This is a genomic window from Serratia sp. BNK-17 (assembly GCF_048684935.1).
Taxonomy (GTDB): Bacteria; Pseudomonadota; Gammaproteobacteria; order Enterobacterales; family Enterobacteriaceae; genus Serratia; species Serratia nematodiphila.
In genome coordinates this window covers 415,936-437,350 of record NZ_JBLQTR010000001.1, presented here as the reverse complement: position 1 = coordinate 437,350, position 21,415 = coordinate 415,936, and the positions used below count along the sequence as shown (strand labels likewise).

The window sequence follows — 21,415 nt, the reverse complement described above, 5'->3', positions numbered from 1 at the left end:
ATGGCACGCAACCTGAAGCCGAAGCGAAAATCCGGTACACTGCGCAAAACGCCATGCCGGGTGGGATGGTGAGCATTCACACAGAAAACATAGCCAATATGAAGACATCTCAAAATCGGTATGACGCGGTGGTGGTGGGCGGCGGCATGGTCGGCGCGGCGGCGGCCCTCGGGCTGGCGCAGGCGGGCTGGTCGGTGGTGTTGCTGGAACATCAGGCGCCGCAGGCGTTCGAGGCGCAAAGCCCGCCGGACCTGCGCATTTCCGCTATCGGCTGCACCTCGGTGGGGCTGCTGAAACAGCTCGGCGCCTGGCCGGCCGTGACGGCGATGCGCACGGCGCCGTATCGCCGGCTGGAGACCTGGGAATGGGCATCGTCGCGGGTGGCGTTCGACGCGGTGTCACTGGGGCTGCCGGAGCTGGGCTTTATGGTGGAAAACCGTATTCTGCAGTTGGCGCTGTGGCAGCAGTTCGCGCAGTGCGCCAATCTGACGTTGCTGTGCCCCGCCAGGCTGCAATCGCTGCAACGGGCGGACAAGGCCTGGCAGCTGACGCTGGACAGCGGTGAAACGCTGCAGGCGCGGCTGGTTATCGGCGCCGATGGCGCTAACTCGCAGGTGCGCAAGCTGGCGGCGATCGGCACCAACGGCTGGCAGTATCGCCAGGCGTGCATGTTGATCACCGTCGATACCGGCGCGCCGCAGCAGGATGTGACCTGGCAGCGCTTCTTCCCGTCCGGGCCGCGCGCCTTTCTGCCGCTGTACGACAGCTGGGCATCGCTGGTGTGGTATGACAGCCCGCAGCGCATTCGCCAGCTGCAGGCGATGCCGCCGGCGCAGCTGGAGCGTGAGATCGCCGCCGCTTTCCCGGCGCGACTGGGCCCGGTCAAGGTGCACGCCGCCGGTTCGTTCCCGCTGACGCGGCGTCATGCGCAGCGCTACGTGCTGCCGGGGTTGGCGCTGCTGGGGGATGCGGCACATACCATCAACCCGCTGGCGGGGCAGGGCGTCAATCTGGGGTATCGCGACGTGGATGCCTTGCTGAACGTATTGAGCGATGCGCGGGAGCAGGGAGAGGACTGGAGCAGCGAGGCGGTACTGCTGCGTTATCAGCGCCGCCGCCGTACCGACAATCTGCTGATGCAGAGCGGCATGGATCTGTTCTATACCGCCTTCAGCAATAACCTGGCTCCGCTGAACGTGGCGCGCAATCTGGCGCTGATGGCCGCGCAGCGGGCGGGCAAGCTGAAAGAACATGCGTTGAAGTACGCCTTGGGATTGTAACCGACAGGGCTCAGCGGCGGCTGGGCCTATTAAGGATGGCTGAACGCCAGACAGCAAAAAGCCCGCCGAAGCGGGCTTTTCTAAATATGGCTGGGGTGCCAGGATTCGAACCTGGGTATGCTGGTATCAGAAACCAGAGCCTTACCGCTTGGCGACACCCCAATTATGGTGGCTACGACGGGATTTGAACCTGTGACCCCATCATTATGAGTGATGTGCTCTAACCAGCTGAGCTACGTAGCCGATGTTACTTTTTACTTCTTTGATTTGCAAGCAGTTTGTTATGGCTGGGGTACCTGGATTCGAACCAGGGAATGCCGGTATCAAAAACCGGTGCCTTACCGCTTGGCGATACCCCACCTGCAAACAAATCTTATGTTGAAACCCCGTTCCCGAAAGAATATGGCTGGGGTACCTGGATTCGAACCAGGGAATGCCGGTATCAAAAACCGGTGCCTTACCGCTTGGCGATACCCCATCAACATACTGCGCCGACGATGAAGAGAAATGGTGCGGGAGGCGAGACTTGAACTCGCACACCTTGCGGCGCCAGAACCTAAATCTGGTGCGTCTACCAATTTCGCCACTCCCGCAAATGCAAAAAAGAGATGGTGGCTACGACGGGATTCGAACCTGTGACCCCATCATTATGAGTGATGTGCTCTAACCAGCTGAGCTACGTAGCCCTCTTTTTTTGCTTTGCCTTCATCGGCGTTGCGGGGCGCATTATGCGTATATGACCGATTTGCGTCAACAAGTTTTTTCCCGAAAAAGCGCCCGGAAGCGCCGTTTGTCTGGGTTGTGAACATTATGGCGATAAAATCGGCAATTCAGGCAGTTGGCGGGCGGAAAAGGCAACAAAAAGGCGGGCCAAAAGGCCCGCCCCAAGGGAAAACGCCGCGTGTTTATTTATAGGCGGCCTGGTGCACGCCGACGGCGCGGCCGGAAGGATCGTCCATCTTCTTGAACGATTCATCCCATTCGATGGCCTTGGCGGACGAGCAGGCGACGGACGGGCCGCCCGGCACGCATTCGGCGGCGCTCGGCAGCGGGAACAGCTCTTCGAAGATCTCGCGGTACAGGTAGCCTTCTTTCGAGGTCGGCGTGTTGTACGGGAAGCGGAAACGCGCGGTTTCGAGCTGTTGATCGCTGATTTGCTGCGCAGCCACCTCTTTTAGCGTGTCGATCCAGCTGTAGCCGACGCCGTCGGAGAACTGCTCTTTCTGGCGCCAGGCCACGCTGGCCGGCAAATAGGACTCGAAACATTCGCGAACGATATGTTTTTCCATTTTGCCGTTGCCGCACATTTTATCTTTCGGGTTGATGCGCATCGCCACGTCGAGGAATTTCTTGTCCAGGAACGGCACGCGGGCTTCGACGCCCCAAGCGGACATCGCCTTGTTGGCGCGCGCGCAGTCGAACATGTGCAGCGCCAGCAGCTTGCGTACGGTCTCTTCGTGGAATTCGCGGGCGTCCGGCGCCTTATGGAAGTACAGGTAGCCGCCGAACACTTCGTCCGCGCCTTCGCCGGAAAGCACCATCTTGATGCCCATCGCCTTGATTTTGCGCGACATCAGGTACATCGGCGTCGAGGCGCGAATGGTGGTGACGTCGTAGGTTTCGATGTGATAAATCACGTCGCGGATGGCGTCCAGGCCTTCCTGTACGGTGAAGTGGATTTCATGGTGCACGGTGCCCAGATGGTTGGCCACCTCTTGCGCGGCGCGCAGATCCGGCGAGCCTTCCAGCCCGACAGCGAAGGAGTGCAGCTGTGGCCACCAGGCCTCGCTGCGTTCCTGATCTTCCACGCGGCGCGCGGCGTACTTCTTGGTGATCGCCGAGATAACCGAGGAATCCAGCCCGCCCGACAGCAGCACGCCGTAAGGTACGTCGGACATCAGGTGGCTTTTCACCGACTCTTCCAGCGCGGTGCGCAGGGCGGCGGCGTCGGTCACGTTGTCCTTGACGCTGTCGTAATCGAACCAGTCGCGGCGATAATATTCACGAATCTCACCGTCCTGGCTCCACAGGTAGCTGCCGGCCGGGAATTCCTTGATCGTGCGGCACACCGGCACCAGCGCTTTCATTTCCGAGGCGACGTACAGGTTGCCGTGCTCGTCGTGGCCCATGTACAGCGGAATGATGCCCAGGTGATCGCGGCCGATCAGGTAGGCGTCTTTTTCGGTGTCATACAGGGCGAAGGCGAACATGCCTTGCAGATCGTCGAGGAAGTCCGGACCTTTCTCCTGGTACAGCGCCAGGATCACTTCACAGTCGGAACCGGTCTGGAACGCGTAGCGGTCGCTCAGCTGTTGGCGCAGCGCCTGATGGTTGTAAATTTCGCCGTTGACCGCCAGAACGTGGGTGTGCGCAGCGTTGTACAGCGGTTGAGCGCCATTGTTGACGTCGACGATCGACAGGCGTTCGTGAGCCAGAATGGCTTTGTCGCTGGCGTAAACGCCGGACCAATCCGGGCCGCGGTGGCGCATCAGACGTGACAGCTCCAGCGCTTTCTTACGCAGTTCAACGGGATCGGACTTCAGATCGAGCACACCGAAAATAGAACACATACAACTCTCCTAACGGGCTTTTATGACTGTGATGTTGTTTTTTACTGTTATGGGCAGCATTGCCGATTTATCAGCGATAACCCGGTTTTGCTGCGCTGTGGTTATGAAAATGCGCCAAAAGCTGCGGGAGATGCAAGCGTTTTAGCCATGCGTTGAGAAATAGTTGTTTGCTTAGGTGTGGTTTTTAACGGATGTTCAGTTATCGACGTGAAAAATTATCGATTATGCAATTTTTAGCGTGATGGCGGGATTGCCGGCCAGTTTGGCCGGCAATCGATTAGCGATTAGGCGATGAGCTGCCACAGGGTGAAGGCGGCGTCCGGCGTCCAGCCGGCGTTGGAGGTGTGCGCCTGGATACAGGTATATTTCTTGCCTTTATAGCTCACCACGTCGCCAGCCTTGTAACTGTGGTTGTTCTGCCACTCGGGCGCCCCCGGATCGGGCGGCGTGCCGTCGTTGGCGGTTTTGACCGCCAGCGCGCTGCTCGGCAGCGAGGTATTGCCCTGGCTATCGGTCGCGGTAACGAAGTAGCTGTACTGGGTCGCCGGCGTCAGACCGCCGTCGGCCAGCGACAGGCCGGCGGTTTGGCCGATCGGGTTGCCGTTGCGGTAGATGGTGTAGCTGGCGATCGGTGAGGCGCCGGTGGCGGCGGCCCAGCTCAGTTTCAGCGAGGTGGCGCCCAGCTCGGCGACCGTCAGCGCCGTCGGCGCATTAGGCTTTCCCGGCGGCGGGGTGACGCCGCCCTGAATCAGCGGCGCATAGCGGGTTTTGAACTCCCAATTGTAGGCGACGCCGGCTTTGCTCTTGCCGTTGTCCCAGTTGATTGACCAGGTCATCAGGCCCTTGATCGACAGGTTTTTGGCGTCGAGGCGCGAGAAAGCGTTATACACCGCCTGTTTGTCGATCACGTAGCCAGTGGCGGCGGCATCGTTGTTGCTTGGCAGGCCGATGACGAATTTCGCCGCCGGGATCTTCGCATAGCCGCGGGTGCCGGTGACCAGGCTTTCCGTCAGATAGTAGAGGAAGTCCTCTTTCATGGCGTCGTTATTCTGCGTGATCCAGGCGTTGAGTTCATCCACCCAAATACCGTCGCCGCCCTGATTGTAATATTGCGGCGCGATAAAGTCGTAATAGCCTTCGAGGGCGTTGATATAATCCAGATAGGTGCCGTTGGTGCGCAAATACGGAAATTCCGGCGCCATGCTGATAATAAAGTTTTTTCCCTGCGCGGCGTAATGGTCTTTTACTTTTTTCAATGCCGCAGGCAAGACGGTTTTATTATTGGCGGCGCCGATCGCCGCCTGTTCCAGATCGATATCCAGGCCGTCGAAGCCATAGACTTCCACCAGGCGAATAATCTCGTCTTTCAGCTTGTCTTCATCGCCGGTCTTTAGCTCGATATGCGCGTCTGCGCCACCGAGGGAGATCAGCACCGCGCGGCCCTGGCTGTTCAGCACGCCCACCTGGCGGCGGAACTCGGCGTCGGACAGGTTGTAAGGCTTGAAGGTCGGGATGCCCTGGCCTTTCATAAAGGCGACGGCCACCACGTTGTATTCGGCGGGAATGTCGGTCAGGTTCATCGTGGCGAACTGCCCTTGCTGGTAGCCGTCACTGGCGCCGGCGGCCCAGTTGTGCCAGAAACCCATCAGGATCTTTTTATTGGCGATAGACGGCATAATGGCCGCGTCATCGGCGGCGACGGCATTAATAATGTTATTGGTGCTCATGGTAGCCTCATTAATTAGGGGTAAGAGTTTTCCGCTCGCCGGCAATATCAGCTATTGGCGGGGCGTAAATTTATAATGAGGATTTTTAGCGCAGGCAGGCTGAAACCTTTTGCGGCCATGAACGAATTAAATTCAAACTGACGCTGAGGGAGAAGGAAATAATGGCGGCCGGGCGGCCGCCATGGCCGCATCAGAAGATGGTGATATCGGCGACGGAAGGGTAGACGTAGCTCGGACGGAACGGCATGGTTTCGATGTCGCTCAGCGTGGAGACGCCGGACAGCACCAGCACGGTTTCCAGGCCGGCCTGGAAGCCCGCCAGAATGTCGGTGCGCAGGTTGTCGCCGACGATTACCGTCTCTTCCGAGTGCGCCTGCATTTTGTTCAGTGCGGCGCGAATGATCCACGGGCTGGGCTTGCCGACATAAAACGGCTTGCGGCCGGTGATCTTCTCGATGGGCGCGCACAGGGCACCGCAGGCCGGCGAGAAGCCGTGGCCGTGGCTATCCGGATTAGTCGCGATAAAGCGCGCGCCGTTACTGACGAAGTAGGCGGCTTTGTGCATCATGTCCCAGTTGTAAGAGCGAGTTTCACCGACGATCACAAAATCCGGGTTGATGTCGGTGATGGTGAAACCGGCTTTGTACAGCTCATGGATCAGCGCGCCTTCGCCGACCACATAGGCTTTTTTACCTTCCTGACGGCGCAGGAAGTCGGCGGTGGCCATCGCCGAGGTATAGAACGCGCTCTCCGGCACTTCCAGCCCGGCGGCGGCGAAGCGGTTCGCCAAATCCTGTGCGGTCTGTGATGGGTAGTTGGTCAGCACCACCAGCGGCATGCCTTGTTCCTGGATGCGCGCCAAGAACAGATCGGCGCCGGGCACCGGCGTATTGTCATGCAGCAGCACGCCGTCGATATCGCATATAACGTTTTTGATTTTCATTTGTCGCTGTTTCTCATGATTACGGCAGGCAAGAAGTGACGATAACACACCTGCCAGAAGCGGCGGATCAGCTTTCCAGCAATCGCTGCAAGAGCACGCCGTTGAGCATCGCGCGTTTGGCCAGGGCGAAAGCGCCGATCGCCGAGCGATGATTGAGTTCGGAGGTCACCACCGGCAGATTTTTGCGGAAGTCCTTCAGCACCTGAGTATTGATGCAGCTTTGGATCGCCGGCAGCAGCACCTTGTCCGCTTCGGTGATCTCACCGGCGATCACCACCTTCTGCGGATTGAACAGGTTGATGGCGATGGCCACCGCCTTGCCCAGATAGCGGCCGACGTGTTCGATCACTTCGCTGGCCAGCAGATCGCCGCGGTTGGCGGCCTTGCAGATGGCGTTGATGCCGCAGTCTTCCAGCGTCAGTTTGCTCGGGTAGCCCTGGCTCAGCAGCTGGCGCACGCGCTGTTCGATCGCCGCGTTGGCGGCCACCGTCTCCAGGCAGCCGAAGTTGCCGCAGTGGCAGCGTTCGCCGAGCGGATCGATCTGGATATGGCCGATCTCGCCGACGTTGCCGTTGTTGCCGAGAAAAATCTGCCCGTTGACGATGATGCCGGCGCCGGTGCCACGGTGCAGGCGCACCAGAATCGAGTCTTCACAGTCGCGGGTGGCGCCGAAGTAGTGCTCCGCCAGCGCCAGGCTGCGGATGTCGTGGCCGACGAAGCTGGTGACGTTAAAGCGCTGCTGCAGGTTGTCTACCAGCGCCCAGTTGCTGACGCTGATGTGCGGCATATAGCGCACCACGCCCAGCGCCGGATCCACCAGGCCAGGCAGGATCACCGCGATGGCGATCAGTTCGCGCAGGCGGCGCTGGTTCGCTTCAATGAATTGGGCGATGGCGGCAAACAGCGCATTCTCCAGCGTTTCCTGGGTACGTTCCGGCAGCGGATAGTGTTCTTCACTGAGCGACTTACCGCTCATGTCATACAGCGTGATGGTGGCGTCGTGGCGGCCGAGGCGCACCGCGACGGTATGGAAATAACGGGTTTCCGACACGATGGAGATCGCGCGGCGGCCGCCGGTGGAGGCTTGCTGATCGACTTCTTTGATCAGCCCGCGCTCCAGCAGCTGGCGAGTAATCTTAGTGACGCTGGCGGGGGCGAGCTGGCTGAGTTCGGCGATTTGAATGCGCGAGATCGGGCCCTGTTGGTCGATCAGGCGATAAACTGCCGCGCCGTTAAGTTGTTTGACTAAGTCAACGTTCCCTATTTGTGCTTGTCCGCCAGTGCTCATCAATAATGTTACTCGCTGTTCATTGAATTAAACCTCGTTACCGTTAACGAGCGTTTTGGTGATCTTGAAATCACGGGTGAAGGCGGTCAGGTTAGCCACCTTGCCGGCTTCGATGGTGCCCAGACGGCGATCGGCGCCGATCGCGCGCGCCGGGTACAGCGTCGCCATGCGCAGCGCTTCGTCCAGCGCGATGCCGATATGCTCGACGCTGTTTTGCACCGCTTCGATCATGGTCAGCGCGGAACCGCTCAGGGTGCCGTTCTCATCCACGCACAGCCCGTCCCGATAGTATATTGTTTTACCGGCGAAAATAAATTGGTCAATATCTGCACCCGCCGGTGCGGTCGCGTCGGTGACCAAGACCAATTTATCACCTTTCAGGCGTTTGGCGTTACGGATACTCGCCCAGGCCACGTGATGGCCGTCGGCGATGATGCCGGTATAGACCTCCGGCGTGTCGAAGATAGCCCCCATCAGCCCCGGTTCGCGGCCGGTGATATACGGCATGGCGTTGTACAGGTGGGTGGCGAAGCTGATGCCGGCGGCGAAGCCGGTGCGCGCCTGATCGTAGGTGGCGTTCGAGTGGCCGGCGGAGACCACGATGCCGGCCTCGGTCAGCTGCTTGATAAAGTGCGGCTCAACCATTTCCGGCGCCAGCGTCACCTTGGTGATCACGTCGGCGTTGGCGCACAGGTAATCGATCATGTCCTGGGTCGGCTTGCGAATGAACGCCGGGTTGTGGGTGCCTTTTTTCACCGGGCTGAGATACGGCCCTTCCAGGTGCAGGCCCAACGCCTGATTTTGGTGCTTTTTCAGATAAGCGCGCATCACGTCGACGCTGTGCTTCATGAATTCGTCGCTGCTGGTGATCAGCGTCGGCAGATAGCTGGTGCAGCCGGATTTCTCATTGGCGCGCTGCATGATCTCCAGCGTTTCTTCCGAGATCGCTTCCAGCGAATCGTTGAACTGGACGCCGCCGCAGCCGTTCAGCTGCACGTCGATAAGCCCGGGGGCCAGGATGGCGCCACCCAGGTCGCGCGTTTCGATGCCGGCGGGCAATTCAGCCACCGGGCAGACTTTCTCGATCAGCCCATCAGCGATAATGACTGCATGGTCATCAAGTACGTCGTGGCCGGTATAGATTCGGCCGTGGGTTAAAGCGAACATCGTAGCCCCCTGCAAAGATTAAAGACTTTTCACGCTTTCCGCTTCTAACTCGCGGAAATATTTGACGGTTTTGACTTTCAGTTCCATGGTGGCCGGTTCGTCGCACACCACCACCGCTTTGGCGTGCAGCTGCAGGCAGCTGATGGTCCACATGTGGTTGATGTTGCCTTCCACTGCGGCTTCCAGCGCCTGCGCCTTGGCGTGGCCGGTGACCAGGATCATCACTTCTTCCGCGTCCAGCAGCGTGCCCACGCCGACGGTCAGCGCATATTTCGGCACCAGGCTGACGTCGCCGCCGAAGAAGCGCGAGTTGGCGATGCGGGTGTCTTCGGTCAGCGTTTTGATGCGGGTGCGCGAAGCCAGGGACGAAGCCGGCTCGTTGAACGCGATATGGCCGTCGATGCCCACGCCGCCCATGAACAGGTTAATTTTGCCGTAAGACTTGATCTTCTCTTCGTACTGGCGGCACTCGGCGTCGACATCCGCAGCGTTGCCGTTCAGCAGGTTGATGTTTTCACGAGGAATATCAACGTGATCAAAGAAGTTGCGGTACATGAAGGTGTGGTAGCTTTCCGGGTGTTCCTGCGGCAGGCCAACGTACTCGTCCATGTTGAAAGTCACAACATGCTTAAAGCTTACTTCACCTGCTTTGTGCATCGCAATCAGATGTTTGTAGGCTTCCAGCGGCGTGCCGCCGGTAGGCAGGCCGAGTACAAACGGGCGCTCTGCGGTTGGCTTGAATGCGTTGATGCGTTGAACGATATGACGCGCGGCCCATTTGCCGACTTGTGCGGTATCTTTCAGTGGGATAAGTCTCATCTAACACCTCTTGGGATAAGTAAACTAAAGCTATACTGTACGGGCCTGCGGGAGTCCTAAGCGTAACCCAGCTTTATGATTCTCGCGTGAATCGTCCGTCCGGTTGATTTTTTGAATGATAAAATAAGTTTTGTGTGATGGCCAGCAATCTGGGAGGTAAAGACTACTTTTTGGTGATATTTATCACAAAAAGGGAGGTTTTAATTTGCGATACAAAATAAATTTTTTACACTCGGCATGAGTGATACGTGCCATGCGTTGTTTCTAAAAAGGTAGTGAGAGCTCCAAATAAACTACTAATAGGGTCCGTCCGCGGACAACATAGGGGGAAAAGGTGAACATTCTTAGTTATTTGCAAAAGGTGGGACGGGCGCTGATGGTGCCGGTCGCCACGCTGCCCGCCGCCGCCATCTTGATGGGCGTCGGGTACTGGATTGACCCTGTTGGTTGGGGCGGCGACAACGCGCTCGCCGCTTTCTTCATTAAATCCGGCTCCGCTATCATCGACAACATGTCGGTGCTGTTCGCTATCGGCGTGGCCTACGGTATGTCCAAAGACAAGGATGGCGCCGCCGCGTTGACCGGCTTCGTCGGCTTCCTGGTGCTGACCACCCTCTGTTCGCCGGCCGCCGTGTCGATGATTCAGAAGATCCCGCTGGATCAGGTGCCTGCCGCGTTCGGCAAGATCCAGAACCAGTTCGTCGGTATTCTGGTGGGCATCATTTCCGCCGAAGTGTACAACCGCTTCAGCGGCGTCGAGCTGCCTAAGGCGCTGTCGTTCTTCAGCGGCCGCCGCCTGGTGCCGATCCTCATCTCCTTCCTGATGATCCTGGTGGCTTTCATTCTGATGTACATCTGGCCGGTGATCTTCAACGGTCTGGTGAACTTCGGTGAACACATCCAGAAAATGGGCTCGGTCGGCGCGGGCATCTATGCCTTCTTCAACCGCCTGCTGATCCCGGTTGGCCTGCACCACGCGCTGAACTCGGTGTTCTGGTTCGACGTGGCCGGCATCAACGATATCCCTAACTTCCTCGGCGGCCAGCAGTCGATCGAAGCCGGTAAAGCGGTTGTCGGTATCACCGGCCGTTATCAGGCGGGCTTCTTCCCAATCATGATGTTCGGTCTGCCGGGTGCGGCGCTGGCCATTTATCACTGCGCGCGTCCTGAGAACAAAGCCAAAGTGGCGGGCATCATGCTGGCGGCCGCGTTCGCCGCCTTCTTTACCGGTATCACCGAACCGCTGGAATTCTCCTTCATGTTCGTGGCGCCGGTGCTGTACGTAATCCACGCCGTGCTGACCGGTATCTCGGTGTTCATCGCCGCCAGCATGCACTGGATCGCCGGTTTCGGCTTCAGCGCCGGCCTGGTGGATATGGTGCTGTCTTCCCGCAACCCGCTGGCGACCCACTGGTACATGCTGATCCCGCAAGGCCTGGTGTTCTTTGTCATCTACTACGTGGTGTTCCGCTTCACCATCAATAAGTTCAACCTGATGACCCCGGGCCGCGAACTGGCGGTTGCCGGTGACGAAACCGACGGCTACGACGTCAACGTCGACAGCAACGCCGGTAAAGACGAGAACGAAACCACCACGCTGGCCCGTCGCTACGTCGGCGCGATCGGCGGTTCCGACAACCTGACCGGCATCGATGCCTGCATCACCCGTCTGCGCCTGAACGTGAAAGACTCCGCGCTGGTGAACGACGCATTGGCGAAACGCCTCGGTGCATCGGGCGTTATTCGCCTGAACAAGCAGAGCGTGCAAGTGATCGTCGGCACTCGTGCCGAACTTATCGCCAGCGCGATGCGCAACGTGATCGCGTCCGGCCCGGTAGCGGCAGCGGCGGCTCCGGCGGCGGCCCCTGCTGCAGAAGCCAAACCGCAGGCGGTGCCGAACGCACCGAAAGCCGCGTTTGAAACGCTGGTGGCGCCGGTAACCGGTGAAGTGGTGGCGCTCGATCAGGTGCCGGACGAAGCCTTCGCCAGCAAGGCGGTAGGCGACGGCCTGGCGATTCGCCCGACCGACAACATCGTGGTGTCGCCGGCTGACGGCACCGTGGTGAAAATCTTCAATACCAACCACGCCTTCTGCCTGGAAACCGACAAGGGCGCTGAGATCGTGGTGCACATGGGGATCGACACCGTCGCGCTGGAAGGCCAGGGCTTCAAACGCCTGGTGGAGGAAGGCGCGGAAGTGAAAGCCGGTCAACCGATTCTGGAACTGGATCTGGATTACCTGAACGCCAATGCGCGTTCGATGATAAGCCCGGTGGTAGTCAGCAACTCTGACGACTATGCCGGCCTGGCGGCACTGGCCAGCGGCTCTGTGGTCGCCGGTCAGACCAAGCTGTACGAGATCCAGAAATAAGGCTGTTTTTACCTGAGTAGTACCCGGGGCCGGTCACGCATCATGGCGGAGTTTGCCCCGACTTGGCGGGAAGAGAGCAATCTCTTCCCGCTTTTTTTATCCCATTTCGCTCCACGGCGTTGCGCTGCGCGCTGATGGTGCAATATGCCGCATTTTTCGTGAAACAAACGGTTGTTTCCAGACGTGGCTTGTTGGATCATAGGCGGTTATGTGTAGCGCTTTGCATTGAGGAACAGTGAAATGAGTGAGGCTGAAGCCCGCCCAACCAATTTTATCCGTCAGATCGTCGATGAAGATCTGGCGTCGGGGAAACACACGTCGGTACATACCCGTTTCCCGCCGGAGCCTAACGGCTATCTGCATATCGGCCACGCCAAGTCCATCTGCCTGAACTTCGGCATCGCCAAGGACTATCAGGGCCAGTGCAACCTGCGTTTCGATGACACCAACCCGGTGAAAGAAGACATCGAGTTCGTGGAGTCAATCAAGCACGACGTGGAGTGGCTGGGCTTTGAGTGGAGCGGCAACGTTCATTACTCCTCAGACTATTTCGATCAACTGCACCAGTATGCGGTTGAGCTGATTACCAAGGGGCTGGCCTACGTCGATGAGCTGTCGCCGGAGCAGATCCGTGAATATCGCGGCACCCTGACCTCGCCGGGCAAAGACAGCCCGTACCGCGACCGCAGCGTGGAAGAGAACCTGGCGCTGTTCGAGAAGATGCGCAACGGCGAGTTCGCCGAAGGCGCCGCCTGCCTGCGCGCCAAGATCGATATGGCTTCGCCGTTTATCGTGATGCGCGATCCGGTGCTGTACCGCATCAAGTTCGCCGAACACCACCAGACCGGCAACAAATGGTGCATCTACCCGATGTACGATTTCACCCACTGCATTTCCGATGCGCTGGAAGGGATCACCCATTCGCTGTGCACCCTGGAGTTCCAGGATAACCGCCGTCTGTATGACTGGGTGCTGGATAACATCACCATTCCTTGCCACCCGCGGCAGTACGAGTTTTCGCGTCTGAACCTCGAATACGCCATCATGTCGAAGCGCAAGCTGCACCAACTGGTGGCCGAGAAGATCGTCGAAGGTTGGGATGACCCGCGCATGCCGACCGTCTCCGGTCTGCGCCGCCGCGGTTATACCGCCGCCTCGATTCGCGAGTTCTGCCTGCGCATCGGCGTGACCAAGCAAGACAACAACGTCGAGATGGTGGCGCTGGAATCCTGCATTCGCGACGATCTGAACGAGAACGCCCCGCGCGCCATGGCGGTGCTGGATCCGGTGAAAATCGTCATCGAGAACATGGGCGATGCGGTGGAAATGGTCACCATGCCTAACCACCCGAACAAGCCGGAAATGGGCAGCCGCGATGTGCCGTTCAGCCGTGAGATCTATATCGATCGCGCCGACTTCCGCGAAGAAGCCAACAAGCAGTACAAGCGTCTGGTGCTGGGTAAGGAAGTGCGTCTGCGCAATGCGTACGTGATCAAGGCCGAGCGCGTCGAGAAGGACGAAGCGGGCGAGATCACCACCATCTTCTGCAGCTACGATGCGGAAACGCTGAGCAAAGATCCTGCCGACGGCCGCAAGGTGAAGGGCGTGATCCACTGGGTGTCCGCGGCGCACGCGCTGCCGGCGGAAATTCGCCTGTACGATCGCCTGTTCAGCGTGCCTAACCCGGGCGCGGCGGAGGATTTCCTCTCCACCATCAACCCGGAATCGCTGGTCATCAAGCACGGTTTCGTTGAGCCGAGTCTGGCGGCCGCTCAGCCGGAGAAGGCCTACCAGTTCGAGCGTGAAGGCTACTTCTGTGCCGACAACCGTTACTCGTCGGCCGACCATCTGGTGTTTAACCGCACCGTTGGCCTGCGTGATACCTGGGCGAAAATCGAAGGCTAATCTTATTCGCCTTGGAAATTAATGAATCAGCGCGGCTTAGGCCGCGCTTTTTTTATGTCTGCCATTGAGCAAATCATCTATTCCTGCAGCGTTATTCCGGGCTGTGCTTAATTAACCTCGGTGCGTTAATCAATAAGTTTTCTGATATTGGACTTAATAGCCTTAATTTTTACTTATATATTCGTGATGCGAATTAATTTCATTTGGAGAGCGCTCTCAATTTTTATTGTCTGAATGACGGATTTGGTCAGGCTGAAACCATTAATCGTCTCTGGTTGACCTTATATCTCAATTTATTCTGATTTAATTGAATTTTTTATTCGACACCTTCCATGAACACCGGCGTAACAAAATCTCACTGATATGTGCTCCTTGTCATATTTTGACAAATCTCCCGCATTTTTCATTTGATAATTCGCGTCGCGAAAAATAGTCTGTCTGTAGCAATTAGTGCTGTGGGAATAACATCTCGTCGGCAATTTTTTTACCCGTTCGGGTTTTTTATTGGCAGTCGTGCAGGGCAGTGGTGAACACAGGCGGCTGCAACTTTTAAGTTAAGTCAAAGAGGAATTTCAATATGGGTACGCACGGTGCTCAGCGTAAAACGCTGGCGCTCGCAGTCGCGGGCGCGCTGTTGGGAACAGGGTTTGCCATGGCGCCTGAGGCGAAAGCCGCAGGGTTTATCGATGACTCCACGCTGACCGGCGGCATCTATTACTGGCAACGTGAGCGCGACCGTAAAGATCTCAATCCGGACAGCAAGGATTACAACCAATACACCACCAACCTGTCGCACTCTACCGCCAACCTGAGCCTGGATTTCGCGTCGGGCTATGCCTGGGACATGTTCGGTCTGGACGTCGGTGCCTTTACCGCCATCGAGCTGGCGGAATCCAGCGCCAGCGGCCACCCTAACGAGATCGCGTTCTCCTCAAAAAACCGTACCTACGACGAAGACTATTCCGGTGACAAAGGCGGCGTCAGCCTGTACAAAGCCGCCGCCAAGTTCAAATACGGCCCGGTCTGGGCGCGCGCCGGCTATATTCAGCCGAGCGGCCAAACCCTGCTGGCGCCGCACTGGAGCTTTATGCCGGGCACCTATCAGGGCGCCGAGGCCGGCGCCAAGTTCGACTACGGCGATGCCGGCGCGTTGAGCTTCTCCTACATGTGGGCCGACAAATACAAGGCGCCGTGGCATATCGAGGTGGACGACTTCCGCCAGAACGATAAGAAAACCCGCGTCTCCTACCTGCACTCGCTGGGCGCCAAGTACGATTTCAAAAACGATCTGGTGCTGGAAGCCGCCTTCGGCCAGGCCCAGGGTTACGTGAATCAGTACTTCACCAAGGCGTCTTACAAATTCGATGTGCTGGGCAACCCGCTGACCACCAGTTACCAGTTCTACGGTGCGGAAGATCGCATCAGCGACAAGAACGATCCGAACAGCATCTACGACGGGCTGGCCTGGCTGCAGGCGCTGACCTTCGGTTACACCACCGGCCAGTTCAACTGGCGTCTGGAAGGCACCATGGTCAAGGCGGAAGGCAACCAGGGTTTCTTCCTGCAGCGCATGACCCCGACCTACGCCTCGTCCAACGGCCGCCTGGACGTGTGGTGGGATAACCGCTCCGACTTTAACGCCAACGGCGAGAAAGCGGTGTACGCCGGCGTGATGTATGACCTCAGCAACTGGAACCTGCCGGGCATGGCGGTCGGCGGCTCCTACGTTTACGCCTGGGACGCCAAGCCGAGCACCAATCCGATCTACGATCAGAGCCAGCGCCTGAAAGAGAGCGCCTGGAGCCTGGACGCGATGTACACCATCCAGGAAGGGCGCGCCAAGGGCACGCTGATCAAGCTGCACTACACCCAGTATGACAACCACACCAACATCCCGAGCTGGGGCGGCGGTTACGGCAACATCTTCCAGGACGAGAAAGACGTCAAGTTCATGGTCATCGCGCCATTCACCATCTTCTGATGCGTTCCCCGGCCTCGTCGCCGGGGGCAGTTAAGGGAATTCAACGATGAAAAAAATCATGCTGATGTTGGCGGCCGCCGCGCTCTTGAGCGCCTGCGCGCAACCCGCCGCGCCGCCGGAAGACGCCAAATTGAAGCAGGCTTACAGCGCCTGCATCAACACCGCCGAAGGCTCGCCGGAGCGTCTGCAGCCCTGCAAGGCGGTGCTGAACGTGCTGAAACAAGAGAAACAGCACCAGCAGTTTGCTGAGCAGGAAACGGTGCGGGTGATGGATTATCAGAACTGCATTATGGCGGTGCACAGCGGTAACGGTCAGGCTTACGACGCCAAGTGCGGCAAGCTGTGGCAAGAAATTCGCGATAACAATAATTAAGAAGGACGAGAAGATGAACGCATTCAAACTGAGCGCACTGGCCGCTTTGACGGCAACGATGGGATTCCTGGGCGGAATGGGTAATGCCATGGCCGATCAACAGCTGGTGGATCAGCTGAGCCAGCTGAAGCTGAACGTGAAAATGCTGGATAACCGCGCCGGCGAAAACGGCGTGGATTGTGCGGCGCTGGGCGCCGACTGGGCCTCTTGCAACCGGGTGTTGTTCACCCTCAGCAACAACGGCCGGGCGATCGACGGCAAAGACTGGGTCATCTATTTCCACAGCCCGCGCCAGACCCTGCGGGTGGATAACGATCAGTTCAAGATCGCGCATCTGACCGGCGATCTGTACAAGCTGGAGCCGACCGCCAAATTCAGCGGTTTCCCGGCCGGTAAGGCGGTGGAAATCCCGGTGGTCGCCGAATACTGGCAGCTGTTCAGAAACGACTTCCTGCCGCGCTGGTATGCCACCTCCGGCGACGCCAAGCCGAAAATGCTGGCGAATACCGACACCGAAAACCTGGACCAGTTCGTAGCGCCGTTCACCGGCGATCAGTGGAAGCGCACCAAGGACGACAAAAACATTCTGATGACGCCGGCTTCGCGCTTTGTCAGCAATGCCGATCTGCAGACGTTGCCCGCCGGCGCGCTGCGCGGCCAGATCGTGCCGACGCCGATGCAGGTGAAGATCCACGCACAGGACGCCGACCTGCGCAAAGGGGTATCGCCGGATCTGAGCACGCTGGTCAAGCCGGCGGCGGACGTCGTCAACCAGCGTTTCGCGCTGCTGGGCGTGCCGGTTCAGGCCAACGGTTACCCGATCAAGACCGACATCCAGCCGGACAAGTTTAAAGGCGCGATGGCGGTGTCGGGTGCCTATGAGCTGAAAATCGGTAAGAAAGAGGCGCGGGTGATCGGCTTCGATCAGGCCGGGGTGTTCTACGGGTTGCAGTCGATCCTGTCGTTAGTGCCGAGCGACGGCAGCGGCAAGATCGCCACGCTGGACGCCAGCGATGCGCCGCGCTTCCAGTATCGCGGCATTTTCCTCGACGTGGCGCGCAACTTCCATAAGAAGGACGCGGTGTTGCGTCTGCTGGATCAGATGGCGGCTTACAAGCTCAATAAATTCCACTTCCACCTGAGCGATGACGAAGGCTGGCGCATCGAGATCCCCGGTTTGCCGGAGCTGACGGAGGTCGGCGGCCAGCGCTGCCACGATCTGAGCGAAACCACCTGCTTGCTGCCGCAGTACGGCCAGGGGCCGGACGTCTACGGCGGCTTCTTCAGCCGTCAGGACTATATCGACATCATCAAATACGCCCAGGCGCGCCAGATTGAGGTGATCCCGGAGATCGACATGCCGGCGCACGCCCGCGCGGCGGTGGTCTCTATGGAAGCGCGCTACAAGAAACTGCATGCCGCCGGCAAAGAGCAGGAGGCCAACGAGTTCCGCCTGGTGGATCCGACCGATACCTCCAATACCACCTCGGTGCAGTTCTTTAACCGCCAGAGCTACCTGAACCCGTGCCTGGATTCCTCCCAGCGCTTTGTCGACAAGGTGATTGGCGAGATTGCCCAGATGCATAAAGAAGCCGGGCAGCCGATCAAAACCTGGCACTTCGGCGGCGATGAGGCGAAAAACATCCGCCTGGGCGCCGGCTATACCGACAAGGCGAAACCGGAGCCGGGTAAAGGCGTCATCGACCAGAGCAACGAAGACAAGCCGTGGGCCAAGTCGCAGGTTTGCCAGACGATGATCAAAGAAGGCAAGGTGGCCGACATGGAACACCTGCCGAGCTACTTCGGCCAGGAGGTCAGCAAGCTGGTGAAGGCGCACGGTATCGACAGAATGCAGGCCTGGCAAGACGGCTTGAAAGACGCCGAGAACGCAAAGGCGTTCGCCACCTCGCGCGTGGGCGTCAACTTCTGGGATACGTTGTACTGGGGCGGTTTCGATAGCGTCAACGACTGGGCCAACAAAGGATATGAAGTGGTGGTCTCCAACCCGGACTACGTCTACATGGACTTCCCTTACGAGGTGAACCCGGACGAGCGTGGTTACTACTGGGGCACACGCTCCAGCGACGAGCGCAAGGTGTTCAGCTTCGCGCCGGACAACATGCCGCAGAACGCGGAAACCTCGGTCGACCGCGACGGCAACCACTTTAACGCCAAAAGCGACAAGCCGTGGCCGGGCGCCTACGGTCTGTCCGCTCAGCTGTGGAGCGAAACCCAGCGCACCGATCCGCAGATGGAATACATGATCTTCCCGCGCGCGCTGTCGGTAGCGGAACGCGCTTGGCACCGCGCCGGTTGGGAGCAGGACTATCGCGCCGGCCGTGAATACAAAGGCGGGGAAACCCACTTTGTCGACACCAAGGCGCTGGAGAAAGACTGGCTGCGCTTCGCCAATATCCTGGGCCAACGAGAACTGGCCAAGCTGGACAAAGGCGGCGTCGCCTACCGTCTGCCGGTGCCGGGCGCTCGTGTGGCGGGCGGCAAGCTGGAAGCGAATATCGCGCTGCCGGGATTGGGCATCGAGTACTCCACCGACGGCGGCAAGCAGTGGCAGCGTTATGACGCCAAGGCCAAGCCGGCGGTATCGGGTGAGGTGCAGGTGCGTTCGGTCAGTCCGGACGGTAAACGTTACAGCCGCGCCGAGAAGGTCTAAGCCCGGCACATCGGCCTGTCGTCATGGCGGCGGGCCGCTTAACGAAGGGGGAATGCGTTCGCCCCCGCGCGTGCCGGCGTGGGGCGGATGTCGAAGTGAGAGCAGTACGTGGAGTCGCAGTGCCGCTGCAATTGTAGTATTTCATGACATGATCTTTCCCCGGCTTGCCCGGGGATTTTTTTGCCCGTTGTACGGCGGGCATAAAAAAACCGCCTCAATGTGAGGCGGTTTCTCATAGCCGGTGAGGCTTATTTCTTGTCGTGCAGCGATTCGTCTTCGCGGCAGTCACCGGTTTCACAGTGGCCGTACAGGTACAGACTGTGGTTGGTAAGCTTGATGCCGTGCTGCTTGGCGATATCACGCTGGCGCACTTCGATGGATTCGTCGCTGAATTCGATCACTTTGCCGCAGTCCAGGCAAATCAGGTGATCGTGGTGATGCTGTTGGGTCAGCTCGAACACGGACTTGCCGCCTTCGAAGTTGTGACGTGTCACAATGCCCGCATCGTCAAACTGGTTCAGTACGCGATAAACCGTTGCCAGGCCGATCTCTTCGCCCATATCAATCAGTTTTTTGTACAAATCTTCCGCACTGACGTGATGGCATTCCGGATTTTGCAGTACTTCCAGGATTTTGAGTCGCGGAAGCGTGACTTTTAAGCCGGCCTTCTTCAATGCGATGTTGTTGTCGGTCATGCGAATTCAGTCCTGTTACTATGCTAATCAAGTTGAGGCGTACTCGCCTGTGGCATCGGTCGGCACAAAGAGTTAATGCGTCTCATTATAGAACCGGTTGTACTAAATGGAAACCGCCGGTTGTTAACAAAGATATAATTGCACTATTGCATGTTTTACATGCAACGCCTTGATGGATGGGATAAACCGATATCTCAGTCTACCGTGACGGGGTGGGAAGTTACAAATCTGTAGCTTCTATCGCAGCAATCCCTGTTGCCGATGACGGCCCTGTCGGCACACTATGCACTTTACAGGGCCTTTGTTCAACCTTTCGCCAGTCCCGGCGTTTAGCCGACGATATCGGCCAGGCTCAGCTCTTCGACGATCTGTTTGACCCAGGCGTCGACACGCTCGTTGGTCAGCTCCGGCTGACGGTCTTCGTCGATCGCCAGACCGATGAAGTGGTTGTCGTCCGCCAGGCCTTTGGAAGCTTCGAAGTGGTAGCCTTTGGTCGGCCAGTGGCCAACGATGGCCGCGCCGCGCGGTTCGATGATGTCGCGGATGGTGCCCATCGCGTCACAGAAGTATTCCGCGTAGTCTTCCTGGTCGCCGCAGCCGAACAGCGCCACCAGTTTGCCGTTGAAATCGACTTCTTCCAGCGTCGGGAAGAAATCGTCCCAGTCACACTGCGCTTCACCGTAGTACCAGGTCGGGATACCCAGCAGCAGGATATCGAACCCTTCCAGGTCTTCTTTGCTGCTTTTGGCGATGTCGTGCACTTCAGAGACGTCGTCGCCAAACTGTTTCTGGAGAATTTTCTGGATCATTTTGGCAATGTTTTCGGTATTGCCAGTGTCGCTGCCAAAGAAAATGCCTACAGTAGCCATATCGCGTATAACCTTTAAATTCAATTAATTGCATTACTCGGCGCCGGCACTGCCGCCGATTAAAATGATGCCATGGCAAGAGCCTTTCGCCACGGTGGCGGGCGCCGACAGGCGCAGTCTCTTACCGGTAAATGCGTATCATGCCAGAAAGTGGCGCCGGGGTTTTATCGCATTTATGCGATGCCGAAGGATGAAGAAAAGCGTGGTCGATCCGGCGTTGTCCTTAACGCCGCGCCGCGCGTGCGGCCGAAGAGATCAATGTTCCGGCTGTTCTTCCGCCAGTTGCGCCAACAGCATCTGCTCGATGAGTTCGCTGCGGCTGATGTTGCGCTGTTCCGCCAGTTTGTTCAGGGCGTCCACCGCATCCGCGTTGATTTTCAGCTCTACGCGCCGCAATCCGCGCACTTTATCGCGCCGTAACTGATTGCGCTTATTGATTCTAAGCTGTTCATCGCGGGAAAGCGGGTTGGTTTTCGGGCGCCCCGGACGGCGTTCATCTGCGAACAGATCCAGCGTCGTGCGATCCGTTTGTTCTTTTGCCATAGGTAGCGGTACTGCAAGGGAGTTTGCATCAAAAAGCGCTCGCACGCTTCCGGAGGCATCGGTTAACACACTTCGGGCCAATAAACCCTAACCCAAATTTACCCCCGAACCGGCGTTCGCGAACGCGCTGGCGCGGCGGCAAAATTATAGCGCGCCATATTACCCCAGCAGATGGAGCGGCGACAATGCCTAACTGCGGGCTAAACGCGCTAA

At 58.3% G+C, this 21,415-nt stretch carries 15 protein-coding genes and 6 tRNA genes; 6 read left to right on the top strand and 15 right to left on the bottom strand.

Annotated elements, in window-relative coordinates:
- The first annotated feature begins 98 nt into the window (after positions 1-98).
- Positions 99-1,280 carry a 3-demethoxyubiquinol 3-hydroxylase gene (gene ubiF / locus ACMGF7_RS02180; RefSeq protein WP_197763893.1) on the top strand — a complete coding sequence of 394 codons (1,182 nt, stop codon included), beginning with the start codon at positions 99-101 and terminating at the stop codon, positions 1,278-1,280.
- Positions 1,281-1,367: 87 nt separating this feature from the next.
- Here the strand turns inward: ubiF and ACMGF7_RS02175 are convergent.
- The 12 genes from ACMGF7_RS02175 to nagB all read right to left on the bottom strand — a co-directional run bounded on the left by ACMGF7_RS02175 (position 1,368) and on the right by nagB (position 9,794).
- Positions 1,368-1,442, bottom strand: a tRNA-Gln gene (locus ACMGF7_RS02175).
- A 4-nt stretch (positions 1,443-1,446) separates the two neighbouring features.
- Positions 1,447-1,523, bottom strand: a tRNA-Met gene (locus ACMGF7_RS02170).
- Between the two features lie 41 nt (positions 1,524-1,564).
- Positions 1,565-1,639, bottom strand: a tRNA-Gln gene (locus ACMGF7_RS02165).
- A gap of 44 nt (positions 1,640-1,683) precedes the next feature.
- A tRNA-Gln gene (locus tag ACMGF7_RS02160) sits at positions 1,684-1,758 on the bottom strand.
- A 30-nt stretch (positions 1,759-1,788) separates the two neighbouring features.
- Positions 1,789-1,873, bottom strand: a tRNA-Leu gene (locus ACMGF7_RS02155).
- Positions 1,874-1,889: 16 nt separating this feature from the next.
- Positions 1,890-1,966: transfer RNA gene (locus ACMGF7_RS02150), tRNA-Met, on the bottom strand.
- 219 nt (positions 1,967-2,185) lie between these two features.
- The gene (asnB, locus tag ACMGF7_RS02145) at positions 2,186-3,850 is read right to left on the bottom strand and encodes an asparagine synthase B (protein WP_004939961.1); all 1,665 of its coding nucleotides are present in this window, start codon (positions 3,848-3,850) and stop codon (positions 2,186-2,188) included.
- Between the two features lie 284 nt (positions 3,851-4,134).
- Positions 4,135-5,577 carry a carbohydrate-binding protein gene (locus ACMGF7_RS02140; RefSeq protein WP_164095841.1) on the bottom strand — a complete coding sequence of 481 codons (1,443 nt, stop codon included), beginning with the start codon at positions 5,575-5,577 and terminating at the stop codon, positions 4,135-4,137.
- Positions 5,578-5,767: 190 nt separating this feature from the next.
- Positions 5,768-6,520, bottom strand: a complete 753-nt coding sequence (locus tag ACMGF7_RS02135; RefSeq protein ID WP_004939957.1) for an HAD-IIA family hydrolase — start codon at positions 6,518-6,520, stop codon at positions 5,768-5,770.
- A 67-nt stretch (positions 6,521-6,587) separates the two neighbouring features.
- Positions 6,588-7,808: a DNA-binding transcriptional regulator NagC gene (nagC, locus tag ACMGF7_RS02130; protein WP_049240205.1), complete on the bottom strand. Its 1,221-nt coding sequence runs from the start codon at positions 7,806-7,808 to the stop codon at positions 6,588-6,590.
- A 27-nt stretch (positions 7,809-7,835) separates the two neighbouring features.
- The gene (gene nagA / locus ACMGF7_RS02125) at positions 7,836-8,975 is read right to left on the bottom strand and encodes an N-acetylglucosamine-6-phosphate deacetylase (protein WP_015376951.1); all 1,140 of its coding nucleotides are present in this window, start codon (positions 8,973-8,975) and stop codon (positions 7,836-7,838) included.
- Positions 8,976-8,993: 18 nt separating this feature from the next.
- Positions 8,994-9,794 carry a glucosamine-6-phosphate deaminase gene (gene nagB / locus ACMGF7_RS02120; protein WP_004939952.1) on the bottom strand — a complete coding sequence of 267 codons (801 nt, stop codon included), beginning with the start codon at positions 9,792-9,794 and terminating at the stop codon, positions 8,994-8,996.
- A 334-nt stretch (positions 9,795-10,128) separates the two neighbouring features.
- Between nagB and nagE the strand changes: the two genes are divergently transcribed.
- The 5 genes from nagE (at position 10,129) to ACMGF7_RS02095 (ending at position 19,095) form a co-directional block, all read left to right on the top strand.
- Entirely contained in the window at positions 10,129-12,165 is a 2,037-nt protein-coding gene (nagE, locus tag ACMGF7_RS02115) for an N-acetylglucosamine-specific PTS transporter subunit IIBC (protein WP_033633925.1), read from the top strand.
- A 240-nt stretch (positions 12,166-12,405) separates the two neighbouring features.
- Positions 12,406-14,070, top strand: coding sequence for a glutamine--tRNA ligase (glnS, locus tag ACMGF7_RS02110; protein ID WP_049240204.1), 1,665 nt, complete (start codon positions 12,406-12,408; stop codon positions 14,068-14,070).
- 577 nt (positions 14,071-14,647) lie between these two features.
- Positions 14,648-16,051: a chitoporin ChiP gene (gene chiP, locus ACMGF7_RS02105; RefSeq protein WP_004939945.1), complete on the top strand. Its 1,404-nt coding sequence runs from the start codon at positions 14,648-14,650 to the stop codon at positions 16,049-16,051.
- Between the two features lie 46 nt (positions 16,052-16,097).
- A complete protein-coding gene (chiQ, locus tag ACMGF7_RS02100; RefSeq protein WP_049240203.1) occupies positions 16,098-16,424 on the top strand; it encodes a ChiQ/YbfN family lipoprotein in 327 nt (108 codons plus the stop codon).
- 13 nt (positions 16,425-16,437) lie between these two features.
- Positions 16,438-19,095: a beta-N-acetylhexosaminidase gene (locus ACMGF7_RS02095; protein WP_420286347.1), complete on the top strand. Its 2,658-nt coding sequence runs from the start codon at positions 16,438-16,440 to the stop codon at positions 19,093-19,095.
- A 248-nt stretch (positions 19,096-19,343) separates the two neighbouring features.
- On the opposite strand, the gene fur is transcribed toward ACMGF7_RS02095, so the two are convergent.
- The 3 genes from fur to ybfE form a co-directional block, all read right to left on the bottom strand.
- Positions 19,344-19,790, bottom strand: a complete 447-nt coding sequence (fur, locus tag ACMGF7_RS02090) for a ferric iron uptake transcriptional regulator (RefSeq protein WP_004939939.1) — start codon at positions 19,788-19,790, stop codon at positions 19,344-19,346.
- Positions 19,791-20,119: 329 nt separating this feature from the next.
- Positions 20,120-20,659 carry a flavodoxin FldA gene (fldA, locus tag ACMGF7_RS02085; RefSeq protein ID WP_004939938.1) on the bottom strand — a complete coding sequence of 180 codons (540 nt, stop codon included), beginning with the start codon at positions 20,657-20,659 and terminating at the stop codon, positions 20,120-20,122.
- Positions 20,660-20,914: 255 nt separating this feature from the next.
- Positions 20,915-21,202 carry a LexA regulated protein gene (gene ybfE, locus ACMGF7_RS02080; RefSeq protein ID WP_004939936.1) on the bottom strand — a complete coding sequence of 96 codons (288 nt, stop codon included), beginning with the start codon at positions 21,200-21,202 and terminating at the stop codon, positions 20,915-20,917.
- Positions 21,203-21,415: the final 213 nt, after the last annotated feature.

Coding starts and splice junctions, on each gene's coding strand:
- ACMGF7_RS02140 (WP_164095841.1), bottom strand. CDS start 5,577: ATGAGCACCAATAACATTATTAATGCCGTCGCCGCCGATGACGCGGCC.
- ACMGF7_RS02095 (WP_420286347.1), top strand. CDS start 16,438: ATGAACGCATTCAAACTGAGCGCACTGGCCGCTTTGACGGCAACGATG.
- nagA (WP_015376951.1), bottom strand. CDS start 8,975: ATGTTCGCTTTAACCCACGGCCGAATCTATACCGGCCACGACGTACTT.
- ubiF (WP_197763893.1), top strand. CDS start 99: ATGAAGACATCTCAAAATCGGTATGACGCGGTGGTGGTGGGCGGCGGC.
- glnS (WP_049240204.1), top strand. CDS start 12,406: ATGAGTGAGGCTGAAGCCCGCCCAACCAATTTTATCCGTCAGATCGTC.
- fldA (WP_004939938.1), bottom strand. CDS start 20,659: ATGGCTACTGTAGGCATTTTCTTTGGCAGCGACACTGGCAATACCGAA.
- chiQ (WP_049240203.1), top strand. CDS start 16,098: ATGAAAAAAATCATGCTGATGTTGGCGGCCGCCGCGCTCTTGAGCGCC.
- ACMGF7_RS02135 (WP_004939957.1), bottom strand. CDS start 6,520: ATGAAAATCAAAAACGTTATATGCGATATCGACGGCGTGCTGCTGCAT.
- nagB (WP_004939952.1), bottom strand. CDS start 9,794: ATGAGACTTATCCCACTGAAAGATACCGCACAAGTCGGCAAATGGGCC.
- chiP (WP_004939945.1), top strand. CDS start 14,648: ATGGGTACGCACGGTGCTCAGCGTAAAACGCTGGCGCTCGCAGTCGCG.
- nagC (WP_049240205.1), bottom strand. CDS start 7,808: ATGAGCACTGGCGGACAAGCACAAATAGGGAACGTTGACTTAGTCAAA.
- fur (WP_004939939.1), bottom strand. CDS start 19,790: ATGACCGACAACAACATCGCATTGAAGAAGGCCGGCTTAAAAGTCACG.
- asnB (WP_004939961.1), bottom strand. CDS start 3,850: ATGTGTTCTATTTTCGGTGTGCTCGATCTGAAGTCCGATCCCGTTGAA.
- ybfE (WP_004939936.1), bottom strand. CDS start 21,202: ATGGCAAAAGAACAAACGGATCGCACGACGCTGGATCTGTTCGCAGAT.